20 protein-coding genes are annotated in these 19208 nt (G+C 33.7%); 9 read left to right on the top strand and 11 right to left on the bottom strand.

The window, feature by feature from the left end; translation table 11 throughout:
• Positions 1–3: 3 nt before the first annotated feature.
• Entirely contained in the window at positions 4–504 is a 501-nt protein-coding gene (gene tpx, locus FUA22_RS06980; protein WP_147767172.1) for a thiol peroxidase, read from the bottom strand.
• A 241-nt stretch (positions 505–745) separates the two neighbouring features.
• Here tpx and katG point away from each other — a divergent pair, with 241 nt between their 5' ends.
• Together katG and FUA22_RS06990 are read left to right on the top strand one after the other, a co-directional pair.
• Positions 746–2938: a catalase/peroxidase HPI gene (gene katG, locus FUA22_RS06985; protein ID WP_147767173.1), complete on the top strand. Its 2193-nt coding sequence runs from the start codon at positions 746–748 to the stop codon at positions 2936–2938.
• A gap of 77 nt (positions 2939–3015) precedes the next feature.
• Complete coding sequence (locus FUA22_RS06990; protein WP_147767174.1) at positions 3016–3486, top strand: ankyrin repeat domain-containing protein; 471 nt, start codon at positions 3016–3018, stop codon at positions 3484–3486.
• Positions 3487–3644: 158 nt separating this feature from the next.
• Here FUA22_RS06990 and FUA22_RS06995 read toward each other — a convergent pair whose 3' ends face one another.
• The 4 genes from FUA22_RS06995 to nhaC form a co-directional block, all read right to left on the bottom strand.
• Complete coding sequence (locus FUA22_RS06995; RefSeq protein WP_147767175.1) at positions 3645–3902, bottom strand: DUF6952 family protein; 258 nt, start codon at positions 3900–3902, stop codon at positions 3645–3647.
• Positions 3883–4197: a thioredoxin family protein gene (locus FUA22_RS07000; protein ID WP_147767176.1), complete on the bottom strand. Its 315-nt coding sequence runs from the start codon at positions 4195–4197 to the stop codon at positions 3883–3885. The genes FUA22_RS06995 and FUA22_RS07000 overlap by 20 nt, the downstream gene beginning before the upstream one ends.
• Before the next feature lie 6 nt (positions 4198–4203).
• The gene (locus FUA22_RS07005) at positions 4204–4848 is read right to left on the bottom strand and encodes a peroxiredoxin (RefSeq protein ID WP_147767177.1); all 645 of its coding nucleotides are present in this window, start codon (positions 4846–4848) and stop codon (positions 4204–4206) included.
• Between the two features lie 143 nt (positions 4849–4991).
• The gene (gene nhaC / locus FUA22_RS07010; RefSeq protein WP_147767178.1) at positions 4992–6476 is read right to left on the bottom strand and encodes a Na+/H+ antiporter NhaC; all 1485 of its coding nucleotides are present in this window, start codon (positions 6474–6476) and stop codon (positions 4992–4994) included.
• A 91-nt stretch (positions 6477–6567) separates the two neighbouring features.
• Between nhaC and FUA22_RS07015 the strand changes: the two genes are divergently transcribed.
• A complete protein-coding gene (locus tag FUA22_RS07015; RefSeq protein WP_147767179.1) occupies positions 6568–7590 on the top strand; it encodes a metal-dependent hydrolase in 1023 nt (340 codons plus the stop codon).
• 3 nt (positions 7591–7593) lie between these two features.
• Here FUA22_RS07015 and FUA22_RS07020 read toward each other — a convergent pair whose 3' ends face one another.
• Entirely contained in the window at positions 7594–8820 is a 1227-nt protein-coding gene (locus tag FUA22_RS07020) for an aminotransferase class I/II-fold pyridoxal phosphate-dependent enzyme (RefSeq protein WP_147767180.1), read from the bottom strand.
• A 157-nt stretch (positions 8821–8977) separates the two neighbouring features.
• On the opposite strand from FUA22_RS07020, the gene FUA22_RS07025 reads away from it, so the two are divergent.
• The 6 genes from FUA22_RS07025 to FUA22_RS07055 all read left to right on the top strand — a co-directional run bounded on the left by FUA22_RS07025 (position 8978) and on the right by FUA22_RS07055 (position 13724).
• Positions 8978–9436 (top strand): Lrp/AsnC family transcriptional regulator, encoded by a 459-nt coding sequence (locus FUA22_RS07025; protein ID WP_147767181.1) that lies wholly within the window; start codon positions 8978–8980, stop codon positions 9434–9436.
• Positions 9437–9438: 2 nt separating this feature from the next.
• Positions 9439–10065, top strand: coding sequence for a CPBP family intramembrane glutamic endopeptidase (locus FUA22_RS07030; RefSeq protein WP_147767182.1), 627 nt, complete (start codon positions 9439–9441; stop codon positions 10063–10065).
• An 86-nt stretch (positions 10066–10151) separates the two neighbouring features.
• The gene (locus tag FUA22_RS07035) at positions 10152–10679 is read left to right on the top strand and encodes a hypothetical protein (protein ID WP_147767183.1); all 528 of its coding nucleotides are present in this window, start codon (positions 10152–10154) and stop codon (positions 10677–10679) included.
• 745 nt (positions 10680–11424) lie between these two features.
• A complete protein-coding gene (locus tag FUA22_RS07045; RefSeq protein WP_147767185.1) occupies positions 11425–12165 on the top strand; it encodes a hypothetical protein in 741 nt (246 codons plus the stop codon).
• On the top strand, positions 12158–12874 hold the full coding sequence (locus tag FUA22_RS07050; protein ID WP_147767186.1) for a hypothetical protein: 717 nt from the start codon (positions 12158–12160) through the stop codon (positions 12872–12874). The genes FUA22_RS07045 and FUA22_RS07050 overlap by 8 nt, the downstream gene beginning before the upstream one ends.
• A gap of 40 nt (positions 12875–12914) precedes the next feature.
• On the top strand, positions 12915–13724 hold the full coding sequence (locus FUA22_RS07055; protein WP_147767187.1) for a sensor histidine kinase: 810 nt from the start codon (positions 12915–12917) through the stop codon (positions 13722–13724).
• Here the strand turns inward: FUA22_RS07055 and FUA22_RS07060 are convergent.
• The 5 genes from FUA22_RS07060 to FUA22_RS07080 form a co-directional block, all read right to left on the bottom strand.
• A complete protein-coding gene (locus FUA22_RS07060) occupies positions 13708–15090 on the bottom strand; it encodes an aldehyde dehydrogenase (RefSeq protein WP_147767188.1) in 1383 nt (460 codons plus the stop codon). The genes FUA22_RS07055 and FUA22_RS07060 overlap by 17 nt on opposite strands.
• A gap of 60 nt (positions 15091–15150) precedes the next feature.
• A complete protein-coding gene (locus FUA22_RS07065) occupies positions 15151–15846 on the bottom strand; it encodes an RluA family pseudouridine synthase (RefSeq protein WP_147767189.1) in 696 nt (231 codons plus the stop codon).
• A 14-nt stretch (positions 15847–15860) separates the two neighbouring features.
• Entirely contained in the window at positions 15861–16679 is an 819-nt protein-coding gene (panB, locus tag FUA22_RS07070) for a 3-methyl-2-oxobutanoate hydroxymethyltransferase (RefSeq protein ID WP_147767190.1), read from the bottom strand.
• 572 nt (positions 16680–17251) lie between these two features.
• Entirely contained in the window at positions 17252–17467 is a 216-nt protein-coding gene (locus FUA22_RS18680; protein WP_147767191.1) for a PLDc N-terminal domain-containing protein, read from the bottom strand.
• 69 nt (positions 17468–17536) lie between these two features.
• Positions 17537–18958, bottom strand: coding sequence for an L-serine ammonia-lyase (locus FUA22_RS07080; RefSeq protein ID WP_147767192.1), 1422 nt, complete (start codon positions 18956–18958; stop codon positions 17537–17539).
• Positions 18959–19208 lie beyond the last annotated feature (250 nt).

Genomic DNA, 19208 nt, shown 5'->3' on the forward strand with positions numbered 1-19208 from the left:
CTTTTAATACAATACTTCTAAAGCAGCTTTGTAATTTGGCTCTTCAACAACCTCATGAACTTGCTCTGTATGTAATATTTTACCAGCTTCATCTAATACCACGATAGAACGTGCTAAAAGACCACGAATAGGACCATCAACATAAGTTAAGTTATAAGCTTCACCAAAGTTACCATCTCTAAAATCAGAAAGTACATCTACATTCTCAATACCTTCTGCGCCGCAAAATCTAGCCATAGCAAAAGGAAGGTCTTTAGAAATACAAAGCACTTTTGTGTTCTCTAATTCACTAGCTTCTTGATTAAACTGTCTTACAGACGCTGCACACGTACCTGTATCAATACTGTGAAAAATGTTCATGATAACTCTTGAACCTTTATAATCTCCTAAAGATTTATCTGATAAATCAGCTGCTGCTAATTCAAAATTAGGAGCTTGACTACCAACTGCTGGTAAATCTCCTTTTGTGTTAATTGCTGTTCCTTTTAAACTTACTGTTGCCATTTTTAAACGTTTTAATTTCGAAACTAAAATAAGAATAATATATACTTTAATATGAGTATTAAAGAGAATCTTTATAAAATATTTTCACTTCCAGAATAGGCTGTATTGTAAAAATTTGATTTCTATAAATTTTATTGATTTTGATATAATTTATACAAATGTTTTTACTGGTTTTATATTCAAACATTTAGTAACTTTAGAGTATTCACAAAAACGTATTAAATAACATAAAATATATATCATGCACAGCACAGACAGTAACGACGTTAGTAAGTGCCCATTCATGAGTGGCACGCAAAAACAACCTGCAGGCGGTGGCACCAGAAATCGTGATTGGTGGCCAAATGAATTAAAACTTAATGTTTTACGCCAACATGGAAAAAGTCCAAATCCTTATCAAGCAGATTTTGACTATGCTGAAGCCTTTAAGAGTCTAGATTACTATACTTTAAAGCAGGAAGTCATTGATTTAATGACAGATTCTCAAGACTGGTGGCCAGCAGATTATGGTCATTACGGACCTTTTATGATTCGTATGGCGTGGCATAGTGCGGGTACCTATAGAGTTGGAGATGGTAGGGGAGGCGGATCTACGGGTACGCAACGTTTTGCCCCTTTAAATAGTTGGCCAGATAACGGAAATTTAGATAAGGCACGTTTATTATTATGGCCTATAAAAAAGAAATATGGTAAGAAGTTATCTTGGGCAGATTTAATGATTCTAGCCGGTAATTGTGCTTTAGAATCTATGGGCTTTAAAACCTTTGGTTTTGCCGGAGGACGTGAAGATGTATGGCAACCAGAAGAAGATGTGTATTGGGGCTCAGAAACTGGATGGTTAGATAATGATGAGCGCTATGATACAAGTGATGGTGATTTAGAAGGCCATTTAGGAGCCGTTCATATGGGATTAATTTATGTAAATCCGGAAGGACCAAATGGCGAGCCAGACCCTATGAAATCTGCTCACGATATTAGAATAACTTTTGGTAGAATGGCCATGAAAGATGAAGAAACCGTGGCGCTTGTTGCTGGTGGACATACTTTTGGAAAAGCACATGGAGCTGCCAATCCTGATGACTATGTGGGGCCAGAACCTCATGGAGCCTCTATTGAGGAGATGAGTACGGGTTGGAAGAATTCATATAAATCAGGCGTTTTAGATGATACCATTACCAGTGGTTTAGAAGGGGCATGGACACCAAACCCAACACAATGGGATCATGACTATTTTGATGTATTATTAAACTACGATTGGGAATTGACTAAAAGTCCGGCAGGTGCACATCAATGGACTCCAAAAGATGCCGATGCTAGAAAAGCTCCGGCAGCAGGAGGAGAAGGTACACAAGCTTTAATGATGTCTACAGCAGATATGGCTTTAAAGATAGATCCTAAGTATTTAGAGATTTCGCAACGTTTTCATAAAGACCATGCTGCTTTTGAAGATGCCTTTGCACGCGCTTGGTATAAATTAACCCATCGTGATATGGGGCCAGTAGACCGTTATTTAGGTCCTGAAGTACCTCAAGAAGAGTTAATTTGGCAAGACCCAATTCCTAAGGTAGATTATACTTTAAGTGATGCAGATATTGCATCTATTAAAAAGATGGTTTTAGCTTCTGGTTTAAGCATTTCTCAATTAGTAACTACGGCTTGGGCTTCGGCTTCAACATATAGAGATTCTGATAAGCGTGGTGGCGCTAATGGTTCACGTTTACGTTTAGAACCTCAAAGAAGTTGGGAGGTTAATAACCCTGCGGAATTAGAAAAAGTATTGCATGTTTTAGAAGGTGTTCAAAAGGAATTTAGTGGAGACATTTCTATGGCAGATTTAATTGTACTGGCCGGAAACGCTGGTGTAGAGGAAGCTGCTAAAAATGCAGGTCATACTGTTGAAGTGCCTTTTACTCAAGGTAGAGGAGATGCTTCTCAGGAGCAGACCGATTTAGAATCTTTTGGATATTTAGAACCATTAGCTGATGGTTTTAGAAATTATATAAAAGCTGGTTTAAAAGTAGATGCCGAAGATTTATTGGTAGATAGAGCTAATTTAATGAACCTATCTGCACCAGAAATGACGGCATTAGTAGGAGGTATGCGCGTATTAGGAGCTAATTATGATGGCTCTAATTACGGTGTATTTACAGAAAATGTGGGGCATTTAACCAACGATTTCTTTACTAATATTTTAGATTTTGCTTATACATGGAGTGCCACATCAAATGATGATACTGTTTTTGAAGGTAGAGACCGAAGAACAGGTATGGTTAAGTTTACAGGTACCAGAGCAGATTTAATTTTTGGTTCTAACACAGAGTTAAGAGCCGTGGCCGAAGTTTACGGTGCCAATGATGGTGAAGCACAATTTGTGCAAGACTTTGTGGCAGCTTGGGCCAAAGTAATGGATTCAGATAGATTTGATATAAAGTAAGTTTAGTTGAGTGTTTAGTTGAAATTGGGATAAACATATATTTGTGTTTGTCCCAATTTTTTTGATATTTGAACCCTATGAACGATATAAATTTTTTCCTAGAAGCAGTTAAATCTGTAGAACCAGACCGTGTAGAAACCCTATTAAAGTTACACCCAGAATTGGTGCATGGTAAAGACCAACGTGGTTTTACACCCTTAATTTTTGCAACCTATTTTGATAAAAAAGAGGTAGTTGAAATACTATTAAAATACCAAGCCGATGTTGATGGTACAGATGCTGCTGGTAATACCGCATTAATCGGTGCGGCCTTTAAAGGGAATACCGATATAGCTACACTATTAATAGAAAATGGCGCGCATATAAATGCTAAAAATGCACAAGGCGTAACACCTTTAATTTTTGCAACCATGTATAATCAAGTTAACATGGTAGCATTGTTGTTAAAATATGAAGCTGATACTACCATTAAAGATGTAGACGGTAATACCGCCTTTGATTATGCTAATGAAAAAGGGTTTAAAGAGATTTTGGAGCTTTTAGCGTAATTTTGAAATTTCGTTTAACTTAGGGATATGCGTCGTTTTAATGACTTATATCCGACGTTAAACGAAGTTAGTTAAAAATTCTTACAGAATCAATCTAATTCAACAAAAAAACCACTCCTAAACAGGAGTGGTTTTTTAATCCAAATTTTTCTTTTTCTTTATGCGTCTATAGCTCCTAAAACACGTTGCATAAAACTGTTTAATGCCTCTTTTTTAGGTGTTCCATCTTTTATCATTTTATTCACTTCTACGGCGCCGTACATATTAGAGATTAGCTCTCCTATAACATCTAGTTCTTCATCTTTAAGTGAAGGTACTTCGGTTAAAGCTTCTAAAGTTTCAATAGTTTCAACCACGAAATCTTCGTCGTTTTCCTCAATAAACTGTGTAAGGTGTTTAATTACTGGTAACTTCATTTACTAAGTCTTTTAAACTATCAAACTTATTGGTTTGCACTTGGTTTACAAATGCCCCATTTTTATAAGTTGCAAAAGTTGGTAAATTGTCAACCGTTGCTAGCTTTCTGCTTTCTGGAAACTTTTCGGCATCAGCAATAACAAAAGCAACGTCTTCTAATTCTGAAGCTAAACGTTTCATTTTAGGCTTCATGATTCTACAATTACCACACCAAGTAGCCGAAAATTGTACAACAACAGTATTGTTATCTGAAACAATGTCTGCTAAATTATCTTGTTCTAGTTCTTGTATCATACCGTCCTAGTTTAAGCGTTTTGCTAAATAAGCAGCAACACTATCTCTACTTTCTAAAATTGCTTCTTTTCCTTCTTCCCAGTTTGCAGGACAAACTTCACCGTGCTTTTGGAAATGTGCATAAGCATCAATCATTCTTAAATATTCTGCAACGTTTCTACCTACTGGCTCAACATTTACACTCTCATGAAATACAGTTCCTTCTTCGTCAATTAAATAGGTAGCTCTCCATGGCACATAGGGTCCATCCATAGTGTACGTATCTGATGCTTCATCATAAGTTTCATTACCAATTTGGTTAATGTCTAATTGATCAGATAAGTTTCTGTTTGTATCGGCTAATAGGGTATACGTAACACCTTCAATACCACCTTGGTCTTTTGGTGTGTTTAACCACGCAAAGTGTACTTCGGCTGTATCAACAGAAGCTCCAATAACTATAGTGTTTTTAGCTTCAAAATCTTTAAGAGCATCTTGGAAAGCAAAAAGCTCTGTAGGACATACATAAGTGAAGTCTTTTGGATACCAAAACAAAACCACTTTTTTGTTGTTTTTTACTGCTTCTTCAAGTACGTTTACTTTAAAAGTGTCGCCTAAATCATTCATGGCGTCAACACTTAAATTTGGAAATTTTTTCCCTACTAATGACATGTGTTTTTTATATTTAAATTGTTACTAATTTTCTAAGCCGCAAATATAAAACACATGTTAGAATTCTTTCAAGAATAAAATTTTAATTTACTATTTGTAAATAGATAATACTTATAGTTAAAAAACTTAACAATAAATTTTTACTATTTCGAAGTTAATTGCTTGATTTTGATTCTGAAAGCCGCAAAAAGTAAAGTTGTAAACGGGCTTAACCAATTGAAAATAGCATAAGCGAAGTAATCCATAACCGGAACACCAAGTACCCCAGATTGGTAGGCACCACAGGTATTCCAAGGAATTAAAACCGAGGTTACTGTACCAGAGTCTTCTAGCGTTCTACTCAGGTTTTCTGGGGCTAAACCTTTGTCTTCAAAAGCTTTTTTATACATTCTACCTGGTACAACTATTGCCAAATATTGGTCGCTAGCAAGAGCATTTAAACCTAAACAACTTATAACTGTACTTAAGAATAAGCCAAAGACGGAATCGAATAAATTTAATACAGATTTACTAATTCTAGAAAGTGCGCCTATAGCATCCATAACACCGCCAAAAACCATAGCACATATTATAAGCCAAATGGTATTAAGCATACCACTCATACCACCAGCTGTGAATAAATCATTTAACTCAGTACTTGAGGTTTCAACAGCGGTATCTACAGTAATGGCTTGCATAACACCTTTATAAGCCGATTGAAATGTAAGTGTTTCTGCTTCGGCCACAGCCATTATAATATTTGGTTGCGCAACTATAGCAGCTAAAGCACCTAAAAGCGTACCTACCAATAAGGCAACTAAGGGAGGTGTTTTTTTAATTATTAGAAAGATGACTGCTCCAGGAACTAAGAATAGCCAAGGTGATATGTTAAAGGCTCCATTTATAGCTTCAAGCTTATCTGAAATATCTGGAGTACCCATTGTATCAATGTTTAAACCAATAATTATAAATATAATGAGGGTAACCGTAATTGTAGGTACCGTTGTGATGGTCATATATTTAATATGCGAAAACAATTCGCCACCAGCCATAGCTGGCGCTAAGTTTGTAGTATCACTTAATGGCGACATTTTATCTCCGAAATAGGCTCCCGAAAGCACTGCTCCGGCGGTCATTCCTAAAGAAATACCCAAAGTTTCGCCAATTCCAATTAAGGCAATACCAACGGTTGCTGATGTGGTCCAAGAACTTCCGGTAGCAATAGATATTATGGCACATATTACAACACAGGCTGCTAAAAATATAGAAGGACTCAATATTTGAAGCCCGTAATAAATCATAGATGGAATAATACCGCTAATTAACCAAGTACCTGCTAAAGCACCAACCATAAGAAGGATTATAATGGCGCCAGCGGTTGATTTTATGTTTTCGGCTACTTCATCAAGCATTTGCTTATATGATACCTTGTTATAGAAACCAACAATGGCGGCAACAGCACCACCTAATAGCAGGATAAACTGATTACTTCCGCTTAAAGCATCATCACCATAAACAAAATACACATTGTAGAAAAGCATGCCTACTAAAGCAATAACCGGAATTAAAGCTTCCCAGATATTTAGTTCTTTATTTTCAATTATGTTTTCGTCTTGAGGTTCTCTAGGTTTGATGTTTTGGCTCTCCATGAAGTAATTTTATAAATGTAATGTTACAATAATCATGTAACCTTTGCAAATGAAAATAGTTCAGTAAATTTGTCTTGACTTTAAATAAGGTATGGATTCATTAACTCAAATTGTTTTAGGAGCTGCTTGTGGTGAAGCAGTTTTAGGTAAGAAAATAGGAAACAAGGCGCTTCTTTTTGGTGCTATTGGAGGGACTATTCCTGATTTAGATGTTTTTGTGGGGAGCTGGATTTATGGTAATGAAATTGATGCTATGTTATTCCATCGCGGATTTATGCATTCCATTTTGTTTTCGGTTTTTGCCGCAGTTATTTTGGGTTGGTTAACTTTTAAATTTTATAACACCCGAAGCAGGCAGGGTAGTACCGACTTGAAAGATTGGATGTATCTATTCTTTTGGTCACTGTTTACACATCCTATTTTAGACTGTTTTACACCTTATGGCACCCAATTATTTGCGCCAATAAGTAATTATAGAGTGGCTTTAAATAATATAGCTGTAGTTGATCCTATTTACACCTTGCCATTTCTGTTGTGCCTTATTGTATTGATGTTTTTTAGACGAACATCTAGTAAAAGACGGTTTGTTTTAAAGCTTGGTATTGGCATAAGTTCATTGTATTTACTCTTTACTTTTGGTAATAAGTTATACATGGATTCGGTATTTAAAAAATCTTTGATAAGTAATAAAGTAGATTTTAAACGTGGCTATACACAGCCCACCATTTTTAATAATATTCTGTGGTATGGCGTAGCCGAAACGGATTCAACTTATTGGGTTGGGTATTATTCACTCTTAGATAAGGATGACTTGTTTTCTGATTTTAGGGAATTGAAGAAGGAACGGGACTTATCTGCTGAAAAATATAAACGTGTTAAAAAATTGGCATGGTTCAGCAACGATTATTTCAGTATTTATAAAGTAGGAGAGAACGAATATCAATATAACGATTTGCGTTACCCTGTCACCAGTGAAGAAAACTCTACCTCTTCAGTTTTTAGATTTCTTTTGTATGACGACGATGGAAAACTAAACATGAAACCTTTTGAACGTAATGAGGACAACATTTCTGATGCCCTCAACGCTCTATGGGTTCGTATGAAAGGAAAATAAGGCTTAAGCCAATTGCGTTTCCTTTTTAGGCATTAACACACCTAGTTCTGTCATGCAAGATTTCATTGTTTTATAAGTGCGTTCAATATCGGCGTCCAATCCAATTGAAAAGCGTATTAAACCGTCTGTTAATCCCATTTCATACTGTTCTTCTTCAGGTATTTCAGAAGAGGTTGATGTTCCTGGAGCACTAAATAAGGTTTTATAAAACCCTAAACTAACCGCTAAATAACCTAAGTTGCGTTCTTGCATCATTTCCATGAGTTCGTTAGCTAGCTCTAATGAGCCAACATCTATGGTAAGTAGTCCACCAAAGCCATATTCCGTATTCATCATCTTTCTGAATAAATCATGAGAAGGATGTGATTCTAAGCCGGGATAAACGGTTTTAAGTCCGTCAGCTTCAAATTTCTCAGCTAAATACAGCGCATTTTTACTATGCTGTTGCATTCTAATATGCAGCGTTCTAAGATTTTTTAGTACTGATGCTGCTCGTAAACTATCCATGGTAACACCTAAAAGCATAGAGGCGCCATCATTTACATTGCGTAATTCATTAATAAATTCTTGAGTGCCACAAACCACACCACCAACGGTATCACTAGATCCGTTTATGAATTTTGTTAAGCTATGAATCACCACATCTGCACCTAAAACGGTAGGGGATATTGATAAAGGCGAAAATGTATTATCTACTACTAATTTTAAATTGTGTCTTTTGGCAATGTCTGAAAGCCCTTTTATATCGGCTATTTCTAAAAGCGGATTACTGACTGATTCACAGTAAATTATTTTTGTGTCTTTTGTAATTGAAGCCTCAACGGTTTCTAAATTAGTGATATCAACAAATGATGTTTCTATTTTAAGTTTAGGAGTAAAATTTTTCAAAAAGGCATAGGTGCCACCATAAATGGTTCTGCTAGATATAACATGGTCTCCTGCGCTACATAATTGCAAAATCACTGAAGTAATAGCGCCCATTCCTGAAGATGTTACGTTGGCAGTTTCGGTGACTTCCATTGCTGCTAAAGCTTCACCCAAATACAAGTTAGAAGGTGAGGAATGGCGTGAATATAAATAGCAACCATCTGCATTACCTTCAAAAGTATCGAACATGGTTTTTGCTGATAAAAAAGTATAGGTTGAAGAGTCAGAAATAGAAGGGTTTACACCACCAAATTCTCCAAAATATTGTAAATCCTGAATATTGTTTGCGGGCTTAAAAGACATAATGATTTGATTTAGTTTTATCAAATTTCGATATATTATGAATAATAATCAATAAGTATTTAAAATCATAGAAAATAAAACTATTATTATTTATTAAAATAGAAATAAAGTTTATTAATTAGTTAGTTTTAAGTATATTTAAGAAAAATTTTCTATTATGATTTTTGATGCTACAGATAAGAGGCTTTTAGAGTTTTTGCAACAAGACAGTAAGCAAACAAACAAGGAACTTTCAAATAAGTTAAATCTTTCGGTTACAGCAGTTTATGAACGTATAAAGAAATTAGAGAAAGAAGGTTTTATTGATGGCTATATTGCTTTGGTAAATAAAGAAAAGGTTAAAAAAAATTTCATCGTATTTTGTCATATAAAGCTGGTTCAACACAGTCAGGATTATGTGGTTAGCTTTGAAAGAGAAGTAGCCAAATTAAAAGAGGTGTTAGAGTGTTATCATTTAAGTGGTGATTACGACTACCTTTTAAAAGTTTTGGTAACAGATATGGCAGAATTCAGAGAATTCATGGTAAAAAAGCTAACAACCATCAATCATATTGGGAGCACACATAGTATGTTTGTTATAAATGAAGTTAAACATACTACAATCATAAATATGTAAATATGCAATCAACCTTATATAAAGGCCTTGAGTTTTTTATCATTTTTGTTTTAGTACCAGTAAGTTTTACCATTAATTATGCACCATTAGTTAAAGGTGTTATTGGGCTAATGGGTTTTATATATATTATTTATGTGTTACTCAAAGTAGAAAAACTTAGTTTTAAAATTGTACCTAATCTAAATTGGAAAAGCTTTTGGAAGGCAACCTTTCTTAAACTACTAATTATAGTTGCAATTACTACAGTATTTGTTTGGACTACCAACAAAGAATCTCTTTTTGTCGTTCTGTTGAATAAACCTAAAATGTGGGTTATTATTTTATTTATTTACACATTTCTGTCTGTTTATCCTCAAGAGTTAGTTTATCGCACATTCTTTTTTCAACGCTATCAAGGTTTAATTAAAAATGAAAAGTTCTTCCTCTTTTTAAATGCCATAATATTCTCATTAGGGCACATATTTTTTAAAAATGCCTTGGTAATAGTGCTTACATTTCTTGGTGGATTGCTGTTCGCCATAACTTATAAAAAAACTAATTCTACGTTACTGGTTTCAATTGAGCATGCCATTTACGGTTGCTGGTTATTCACAGTTGGTATGGGTGATATGTTAGGGTTTCCAAGTTGAAAATATTTTATATTCTAATTCTTACAGGTGTTAATTCTTTTTGCTATTTTTAAAAAAACTATTATTAACTAAATAAGATTTTTAGTATGAAAAACTTAAGACCTCTCATTTTAGGGATTATTATTGGCGCTTTGGCAACTTACTTTTTTTGCCCAAGACAAGCCGTGGAAGATTCTACTTTAGAAATTGTAAAAGTAATAAAACCTAAAGGCGTTATTTCTGTTGATAAAGCCAAGGCTTTGAATAAAAATTGGACTGATTACAGAGAAGCTGCTGTAGACTCAGCGGCTAGAAAACAAGGAAGAAATAAAGATGATAGATCTGTATGGTGGTCTATTGACGATATTGAAAACTATATTGCGTATTCAAAACAACAAACTGATAGTTTGGGGTATGATATGACAGGATTTCGTGTATATCTAGGGGTTTATGGTAAAAATGCAGGACAGAGTAAAAAGAATTTAACCACCATGTTTATGGTGCCTACGGTTGGGAAATCTATTCAAAAGGCTGGTGTAAATTTGTTTAATGTGAATATGCAAGGTAATGGTGATTGTCCTACTTGTCCACCATTAAATGAAGGAACTGGAGGTGGAGGTGGGTATCCACAATAGGCTATATGAATGAATTTCTAAAAGAGTATTATTCACTAATCACTCATAGCCTTGAAATTATGGCTGCTGTTACTGGTTTATTTTTATACAAAAAATACGAACTGACAGCAGCTAAATATTTTGTTTATTTTTTGTTTTATTTAACTTTTTTTGATTTTTTGTCTGGGTATACATATCCGAGTTATATTCACTCAGAGTTATTTATGAGTTTTTTAAAAGGAACTGTTTTGGAAAAAAATTATTGGCTTTCCACACTATATTGGAAAATAGGAGCCATTATGTTTTTCGCGTTTTATTATGGCAAAATTTTGAATTATCAATCTTTTAAAAACATCATCAAATATATCAGTTATGGTTTTTTTGTCTTTTCTATAATTTACATCTTGTTAAACTGGAGTGCTTTTTTTACAAGTTATTTCCCAATCATTAGCATTTTGGGGTCTATTGTAATATTTTTATGTACCATATTTTATTTTATTGAATTACTACAAAGTGAAACAATTCTAACTTTTTACAAGTCTTTAAATTTTTATATAAGTGCTGCAATTTTTATTTGGTGGCTTATCATTACACCTATTGTATTTTATGATAACTATACGTCCTATACGGTAGGTATATATGAAAGAGATTGGGATTATATTGAGCTTAGACGACTTATCTATATTTCTGCGAATATTTTTATGTATTCAACGTTTACTTTTGCCTTAATTTTTTGTAAACCTGAAATAAAAATTGATAAAGTTTGATGAAAGACTTTTTATTAAACAATTACAGTTTTATAACTCATTTGGTAGAGTTTTTAGCAGCCCTAACTGGTCTGCTTTTTTATAAAAAGTATAAGTTTACTGCTGCAAAATATTTTATATGGTTTTTAGTTTACGTGGTATTTTTTGATACTCTATCAGGCTATACAAGGTATGTTCATCCAGATAGATTTTTAAGTTTTCTTATTGATACGCCTTTTGAAAAAAATCATTGGTTAGGAACAATTTATTGGGATATTGGAGCTATTATTTTCTTTGTATTTTATTATAATAAGATTTTAAAAACTAATAGATTTAAGATTGTTTTAAAATATAGTGCCTATCTGTTTCTTGGGATTTCCATAGTGCAAATTATTGTCGGATGGCAAGATTTTTTCAGTAAGTTCTTTTCTGTAATTATATTAGCTGGAGCAGTTGTGATTTTTGAGGGTACAGTTTTGTATTTTGTAGAAGTTTTAAAAAGTGACAAAATATTAACCTTTTATAGGTCATTAAGCTTTTACATTAGCTCAGCTATTTTTATTTGGTGGCTAATTATAACCCCATTTACATTTTATGACGTTTACGTTACTTATGAAGTCGTTGGCAGGTATCAAGATATAGACTTTATTTTTTTAAAGTGGCAAATATTTTTATTCTCAAACATTTTCATGTATTCCACTTTCATTTTTGCATTAATATTTTGTAAACCTGGAACTGAAATTAATAAGACTGATGGTTGATTTTTTATTAGAAAACTATAGTCTATTAACACATTCGGTAGAATGGTTGGCTGCTATTACAGGAGTTATTCTTTATAAAAGCTATAAACATACAAACGCTAAATATTTTATTTGGTTTTTAATTTACTTATCCATTTGCGACTTAATAGGGGGTTATAAGTATTATGTTAAAGATGGGTTTCTAAGTTTGTTACAAGGCACTGTTTTTGAAAGGAATTATTGGTGGACAACATCCTATTGGAAAATTGGAGCCATAGTTTTTTTTGCTTTTTACTATTATAAAGTTTTAGCAAAGGAAAAGTATAAATTAATCTTAAAGTACTCTGGTTATTTGTTTTTAGTTTTTTCTATAGTTTATATAGGTTTTCATTGGAGAGCATTCTTTGTTTCCTTTTTTCCTGTTATAAGTATAATCGGTTCTGTAGTGATTTTTTTTTGTGTTATATTTTACTTTATTGAGTTGTTACAGACTGAAGAAATATTATCATTTTATAAAGATATCAATTTCTATGTTACAGCAGCTATTTTTATTTGGTGGCTTATTATAACGCATGTTGTGTTTTATGACAACTACATGTCCTTAGGAAATGATAATAAATATATGGAGCTTAGACAGGTATTGTATATATTATCAAATCTTTTAATGTATTTGACATTTACTTTTGCCTTAATTTATTGTAAGCCTAAAAGGGACATTGATAAAATTTAAAGGGATAATATTGTAGAATAATTAAGTATATATTTGTGATATGGTACAATCCGGAGAAAGATTAGCTAGTACAGCCTCAGAGCGCTATTTATTAATTTATATGATTGCCGTATTGGTAATTGTAACGGCTTTAGTTATTGTGTTTTTTGTAGTGTTTTTAAAACGAAAAAACAAACTACTACTTGATAAAATAAAACAAGAACAAGCCTTTGAGGAAGAAATAACTCAAGCTCAAACCGAAACTCAAGAACAAACGCTTAAAAACATTGGTTGGGAGCTACATGATAACGTAGGGCAGTTGCTGTCTTTTGCCAGTATGCAATTAAGTATTTTAAAAATGCAGGCTTCTGATGATATTAAAGAAAAGTTTAAAGACACCTCAGATGCCCTAAAAGAAAGTTTGCAAGAAGTGCGTGCGTTATCTAGAACTTTAAATAATGAAGTTGTACTGAATATTGGTTTTGAGAAATCGGTTTCCAATGAACTAGACCGATTAAAGAAAATGAAATTTGCATCAGCCCAAAAACACACAATTGGAGAAAAAAGGCCATTCAATAACAAGAAACACGAAATTATTCTTTTCAGGATTATTCAGGAATTTTTGTCTAATTCAGTGAAATATTCCGAAGCTGAAAACCTAAGTATTACTTTAGATTATCAGACTGAAAATTTAATCATTACTGCTAAAGATGATGGTAAAGGCTTTGATGTAGAAACTGTTGAAAAAGGTTCTGGACTTTTAAATATGAAAAGTAGAGCCACTTTAGTTAATGCCGATTTACAATTAAACTCAGAAGAAGGTAAAGGTGTTGAAATGGTAATTAGTTACCCATTTAACCAAACCACCTAAACATCTTTTTTAAGATGTTCAATTTTTTCTTATTGTAAGGAGCATAACGTACTGGAGGATCTGTCCAGTTTCCTCGTTTTACAATGGCTTTGTTATGCGAAAAAGTATCAAACCCATGTTTACCATGGTAAGCTCCCATGCCGCTTGCACCAACGCCTCCAAAAGGCAATCTGTGATTTCCGAAATGAATGAGTAAATCGTTAACCACACCACCACCAAATTCAAATTTGTTTAAGGTTTTTTCAACAAAAGATTTGTTGTTAGAGAAGACGTAAAAAGCCAACGGTTTTTCAAAATTCCAAATGATGTTTTCAATTTCTTCATCCGTCTTATAAGAAAGAATTGGGAGAATAGGGCCAAAAATCTCATCAGACATTAATGAGCTATCTAAACCAGGTTCATCAACCAAAGTAGGAGCAATGTAGCATGCGTCAATATCAAAGTCTCCTCCAAAGATTACATTAACATTCTCAAGCGAATTAACCAAACGCTCAGTGTTTCTTGTATTGATTACTTTAGGAAAATCTTTAGAATGTTTAGGAGTTTCACCATATGCCCTTATAATTTCCTTTTTAAGTATTTCTATAAATGCTTCTTTGATACTTTCTTTAACAATAAGATAATCTGCAGCAATACAGGTTTGTCCGCCATTTAAAAATTTTCCCCAAACAATTCTTCTTGCCGATAGTTTTAAATCTACAGTATCATCAACAATACATGGTGTTTTCCCTCCAAGTTCAAGAGTGACAGGTGTTAGGTGTTTTGCAGCTGCTTTGGCTACAATTTTTCCAACAGGAACACTTCCCGTAAAGAAAATATAATCCCATTTCTGGGTTAATAATTCAGTGGCAACATCAATCCCTCCTTGTACTGAAACAGCAACTTCTTTAGGAAAAACATTTTCTATAATTTCGGATACTAATTTAGAGGTGTTTTTAGTTAATTCACTGGGCTTTAAAACAACGGTATTACCTGCTGCAATGGCCATAATTAATGGCTCTAATGTTAAAAGGAAAGGGTAATTCCACGGACCAATAACTAAAACATTTCCATATGCTGCCTTATAGATATAATCTTTAGATGGAAAGGTTAACATTGACGATTTTATACGTTTAGGCTTTACCCATTTATTTAAATTATTGGTAACCAAATCCAATTCAGAAATGACCAAACCATATTCACTTATAAAGCTTTCAAAATCAGATTTGTTAAAGTCTTTTTTCAAGGCATCATAAATGGCTTGTTCCTTGGATATGATTTCTGTTTTTAGGGTTTTTAAAAGCTGTAATCTATACGCAACATCTTTGGTTTTTTGCGATCTAAATAAAGTTTTTTGAGCTGAAAGTATGTCTGAAATATTATTCAAATAAAGTTTTTTATAAATATATTAAATAGTTATCGACTATGCCCGAACTAAATGAAATAGCTATAAGCAGGCATCCCAAATGGAGTCTATTGGTAATGGTGCTATTAAATTAATATCTTCTTTTGAAACTGGGTGAACAAATTGTATTTGTCTAGCATGCAAATGAATACTTGCATCTTTATTACTTCGTTTTGCACCGTATTTTAAGTCTCCTTTAATAATGCAGCCTATACTTGACAGTTGAGAACGAATTTGATGATGCCTTCCGGTTTCTAAGTTTATTTCCAGTAAAACATAATTGTCCAGTGTTTTCAGAATTTTATAATGGAGAATAGCCTTTTTACTTCCTTCTACTTCCGTTAAATGTGCATAGGACTTATTGTTCTTCGGGTTCTTTTTAAGCCAATGAACCAGGGTGTCTTCATTTTTGGGAGGTTTATTATTAACTACAGCCCAATAGGTTTTTTGCGCTTTATTTTCTGAAAATAACTTATTAAGTCTGGGTAATGCCTTACTGGTTCGTGCAAAAACTATACTACCCGTGGTTGGTCGGTCCAATCTATGTACAGTGCCTAGAAATACGTTTCCGGGCTTGTTATACTTGTCTTTAATGTATTCTTTAACAACATCACTTAGGGGTTTGTCTCCGGTTTTATCACCTTGAACAATATCACCAGCACGTTTATTAACCACAATAATGTGATTATCTTCATAAAGAATATTTATGTTGGATTTATTGGATAGAATTTTAGACACCTAAAAACCGTTGATTAATACTGTTCACTTTCGTTTGGAAAATCAACACTCTTAACATCAGATACATATTGTTTCATGGCGTTAGTCATCTCTTCATATAAACTCAAATACCTACGTAAAAAACGTGGATTAAATTCGTGTGTCATACCAAGCATGTCATGTAATACTAAAACTTGTCCATCAACATGAGGACCTGCTCCAATTCCTATAATTGGAATACTAACGCTTTCTGCTACCTGTTTAGCCAAAGCAGCAGGAATTTTTTCTAATACAATAGCAAAACACCCAGTGCGCTCTAACATTTTGGCATCTTTAATAAGTTGTTCTGCCTCTTCTTCTTCTTTAGCACGAACTGTATATGTGCCAAATTTATAAATTGATTGAGGTGTTAAACCTAAATGCCCCATTACTGGAATACCAGCATTTAAAATACGCTTGATGGACTCTTTTACTTCTTTACCGCCTTCCAATTTTACTGAATGCGCACCACTTTCTTTCATAATTCTAATAGCAGAACGTAGGGCTTCCTTTGGGTCACTTTGGTAGCTGCCAAAAGGTAAATCTACTACAACCAAGCACCTATCAATAGCTCTAATAACGGAAGACGCATGATAAATCATTTGGTCTAAAGTAATAGGTAAAGTAGTTTCATGACCTGCCATAACGTTACTTGCAGAGTCACCAACCAAAATCACATCTACACCAGCACCATCAACTATTTTAGCCATGGTGTAATCATAGGCTGTAAGCATTGATATTTTTTCACCAGTAGCCTTCATATCGACTAATGATTTCACAGTAACGCGCTTATATTCTTTTTTTGCTGTAGACATGTTGTTTTAGTTTAAAATAGCACGTAAAAGTAAGAAATTAAACTGTTAAACTTTTGTTTATGTGGAACCCTTTTTAGAGGAAGTAAAGCTATTTGTAGTAACAGTTTTGATTTTAAAACTTTAATTAATTTAAATGCCTCATTTTCTGAATGAACTATATCCCACCAAACTCCATATGATAAATAATCCAAGTAGACCTATTGTAGCGTAGTCAAAAAACACCCCAATTAAGAGTATAAGGCTAAGTATTAGGATAATCATTTTTATACCATTATTACTATTTTTTCTGGACCTCGATTTCCTATATTCAATTAACTGATTAAGAAAGATTTCATCAGATTTTTTCAAATAATAATGTATTTCAGAATCCTCAAACCCATTCTCTTTCATTTTCTTTTTAATATCCTTAGAAGCAAGACCCTTTTCTCTCAATGATATGCTATAATCTAATTTATTCATTTCCCTAAAAATTAGGCTAGATAGTATTGTGCAATGTTAATATTTAACGTAACTGAATAAAGTTCTGCAGAAATAATCAAATTTACCCAATTTTTCGTACAAAGTCAATTGGTTTATAAATTCAGTTTCCGTTTTCTTCCAATAAATATGTATAAAAATGGTCCTAGTATTGGAACAAGCAAGACAACAGTAATCCAAGTAATATAATCTTTCTCTTTGAATGAATTTTTAAAAATGTCAATTGCACAAAAAATGCTAAACCCAATTAAAATAAGAATAATACCTGTCCAAATTATTGGGGAAGAAGTGTTTTTTAGTAGTATATCCATAAATTCAATGTATTGTTGTTTACAAGGTTAACGAAGTTAGCCGATTTTTTGAACAAAATCAAGTTGGTTTTAACAATCCGTTAAATGAACCCCAACAGCTAAACCACCTTCGCTTGTTTCCTTGTATTTGGTATTCATGTCTTTGGCGGTTTCCCACATGGTATTAACTACTTTATCTAAAGGTACTTTCGTGTTTTCAGGAGAAGTGTCTAAAGCCAATTCTGCAGCATTAATGGCTTTTATGGCGCCCATGGCGTTACGCTCTATACATGGTATTTGTACTAATCCACCAATAGGGTCGCAGGTTAAACCTAAATGATGTTCCATAGCAATTTCGGCTGCTGCTAAAACCTGTTCTGGTGTGCCACCTAAAAGTTCACATAAGGCCCCAGCTGCCATAGCTGATGATACACCAATTTCTGCTTGACAACCACCCATAGCAGCACTTATAGTTGCACCTTTTTTAAAGATGCTTCCTATTTCTCCAGCTACTAATAGGAACTTCTTGATGTCTTCAAAATTCCCATCGTGGTTTTCTATTACCAGATAATACATAAGTACTGCAGGAATAACGCCTGCACTACCATTGGTTGGAGCAGTTACCACACGCCCAAGTGAGGCATTAACCTCATTAACGGCCAATGCAAAACAGCTTACCCATTTAATGATTTGACGGAATTTAACCTCCGTGTCTCTAATACTATAAATCCATTCTACTGGATTAGAATATGGTTTTTTGCCTTTTAACTTTTGGTTCATGTCATAAGCACGACGTCTTACATTCAAGCCACCAGGAAGGGTGCCCTCAGTATGACAACCTGTATACATACATTCTAACATCACTTCCCAAATTCGTTTTATTTCTTTGTTTATGTCTGCTTCTGAACGAATGGATTTTTCGTTTTCTAAAACAACTTCTGAAATGGACTTATCTAGTGTTTTACAATATTCTAAAAGTTTAGTGCCCTTGGCAATAGGATAGGGGAAAGCACATTTAATTTCGAAATTCTTTTTGGCGTTATCATTATCTTCTTTAATTACAAATCCGCCACCAATGGAATAAAAAGTTGATGTTATTTTATTAGAGTTAGTAAAGGCACTAAAGGAAATTCCGTTGGCATGAAATGGTAAAAATGTTTTTTTGAAAGCAATATCCTTTTCAAAATAAAAGTGTATTTCCTTTTCGTTATTAAAGTTTAATTTGTTAGTTGATTTTACAACCTCAATATTTTTAGAAATATCTTCTACAGGAATGGTTTCTGGGTCGGTTCCAAGCAATCCCAAGATGATAGCGTAATCTGTGGCATGCCCTTTTCCGGTTAGCGACAATGAACCATAAAGGTCAATTTTAATATTTTCAATGTTATTGAAACTATTAGAGTCTTTTAATTCTTTGATAAAAAGTTGAGCAGCTCTCCAAGGTCCTAAAGTATGGGAACTTGAAGGGCCAATGCCAATTTTTAACATATCGAAAACTGAAATACATTCCATATTACGCAAACGTTGTAGTTGGCAAATATAGATTGTTTTTATGTGCTCGCAAAGCGGTAAATGTTCTAATTTAAAGAACAGATTTTTAGAAAGGCAATTTTGCTGCAAACAGGTGCGCAAAGGATTGAGGTATTTGTTGAAGCTCCCCGACAAAAGGAGGGAGCGACTACCGAAAGCCTGACCCAACGGGATGCGCCAATCGTATAATATTGACAGTAATTAAAGGCTCTAAACCAACACTATGACTATA

It is taken from the genome of Seonamhaeicola maritimus (assembly GCF_008056315.1).
Lineage (GTDB): Bacteria > Bacteroidota > Bacteroidia > Flavobacteriales > Flavobacteriaceae > Seonamhaeicola > Seonamhaeicola maritimus.

Bases quoted from the DNA above. Each gene is read 5' to 3' on its own strand.
- tpx (WP_147767172.1), bottom strand. From the start codon at position 504: ATGGCAACAGTAAGTTTAAAAGGAACAGCAATTAACACAAAAGGAGAT.
- katG (WP_147767173.1), top strand. From the start codon at position 746: ATGCACAGCACAGACAGTAACGACGTTAGTAAGTGCCCATTCATGAGT.
- FUA22_RS06990 (WP_147767174.1), top strand. From the start codon at position 3,016: ATGAACGATATAAATTTTTTCCTAGAAGCAGTTAAATCTGTAGAACCA.
- FUA22_RS06995 (WP_147767175.1), bottom strand. From the start codon at position 3,902: ATGAAGTTACCAGTAATTAAACACCTTACACAGTTTATTGAGGAAAAC.
- FUA22_RS07000 (WP_147767176.1), bottom strand. From the start codon at position 4,197: ATGATACAAGAACTAGAACAAGATAATTTAGCAGACATTGTTTCAGAT.
- FUA22_RS07005 (WP_147767177.1), bottom strand. From the start codon at position 4,848: ATGTCATTAGTAGGGAAAAAATTTCCAAATTTAAGTGTTGACGCCATG.
- nhaC (WP_147767178.1), bottom strand. From the start codon at position 6,476: ATGGAGAGCCAAAACATCAAACCTAGAGAACCTCAAGACGAAAACATA.
- FUA22_RS07015 (WP_147767179.1), top strand. From the start codon at position 6,568: ATGGATTCATTAACTCAAATTGTTTTAGGAGCTGCTTGTGGTGAAGCA.
- FUA22_RS07020 (WP_147767180.1), bottom strand. From the start codon at position 8,820: ATGTCTTTTAAGCCCGCAAACAATATTCAGGATTTACAATATTTTGGA.
- FUA22_RS07025 (WP_147767181.1), top strand. From the start codon at position 8,978: ATGATTTTTGATGCTACAGATAAGAGGCTTTTAGAGTTTTTGCAACAA.
- FUA22_RS07030 (WP_147767182.1), top strand. From the start codon at position 9,439: ATGCAATCAACCTTATATAAAGGCCTTGAGTTTTTTATCATTTTTGTT.
- FUA22_RS07035 (WP_147767183.1), top strand. From the start codon at position 10,152: ATGAAAAACTTAAGACCTCTCATTTTAGGGATTATTATTGGCGCTTTG.
- FUA22_RS07045 (WP_147767185.1), top strand. From the start codon at position 11,425: ATGAAAGACTTTTTATTAAACAATTACAGTTTTATAACTCATTTGGTA.
- FUA22_RS07050 (WP_147767186.1), top strand. From the start codon at position 12,158: ATGGTTGATTTTTTATTAGAAAACTATAGTCTATTAACACATTCGGTA.
- FUA22_RS07055 (WP_147767187.1), top strand. From the start codon at position 12,915: ATGGTACAATCCGGAGAAAGATTAGCTAGTACAGCCTCAGAGCGCTAT.
- panB (WP_147767190.1), bottom strand. From the start codon at position 16,679: ATGTCTACAGCAAAAAAAGAATATAAGCGCGTTACTGTGAAATCATTA.
- FUA22_RS18680 (WP_147767191.1), bottom strand. From the start codon at position 17,467: ATGGATATACTACTAAAAAACACTTCTTCCCCAATAATTTGGACAGGT.
- FUA22_RS07080 (WP_147767192.1), bottom strand. From the start codon at position 18,958: ATGGAATGTATTTCAGTTTTCGATATGTTAAAAATTGGCATTGGCCCT.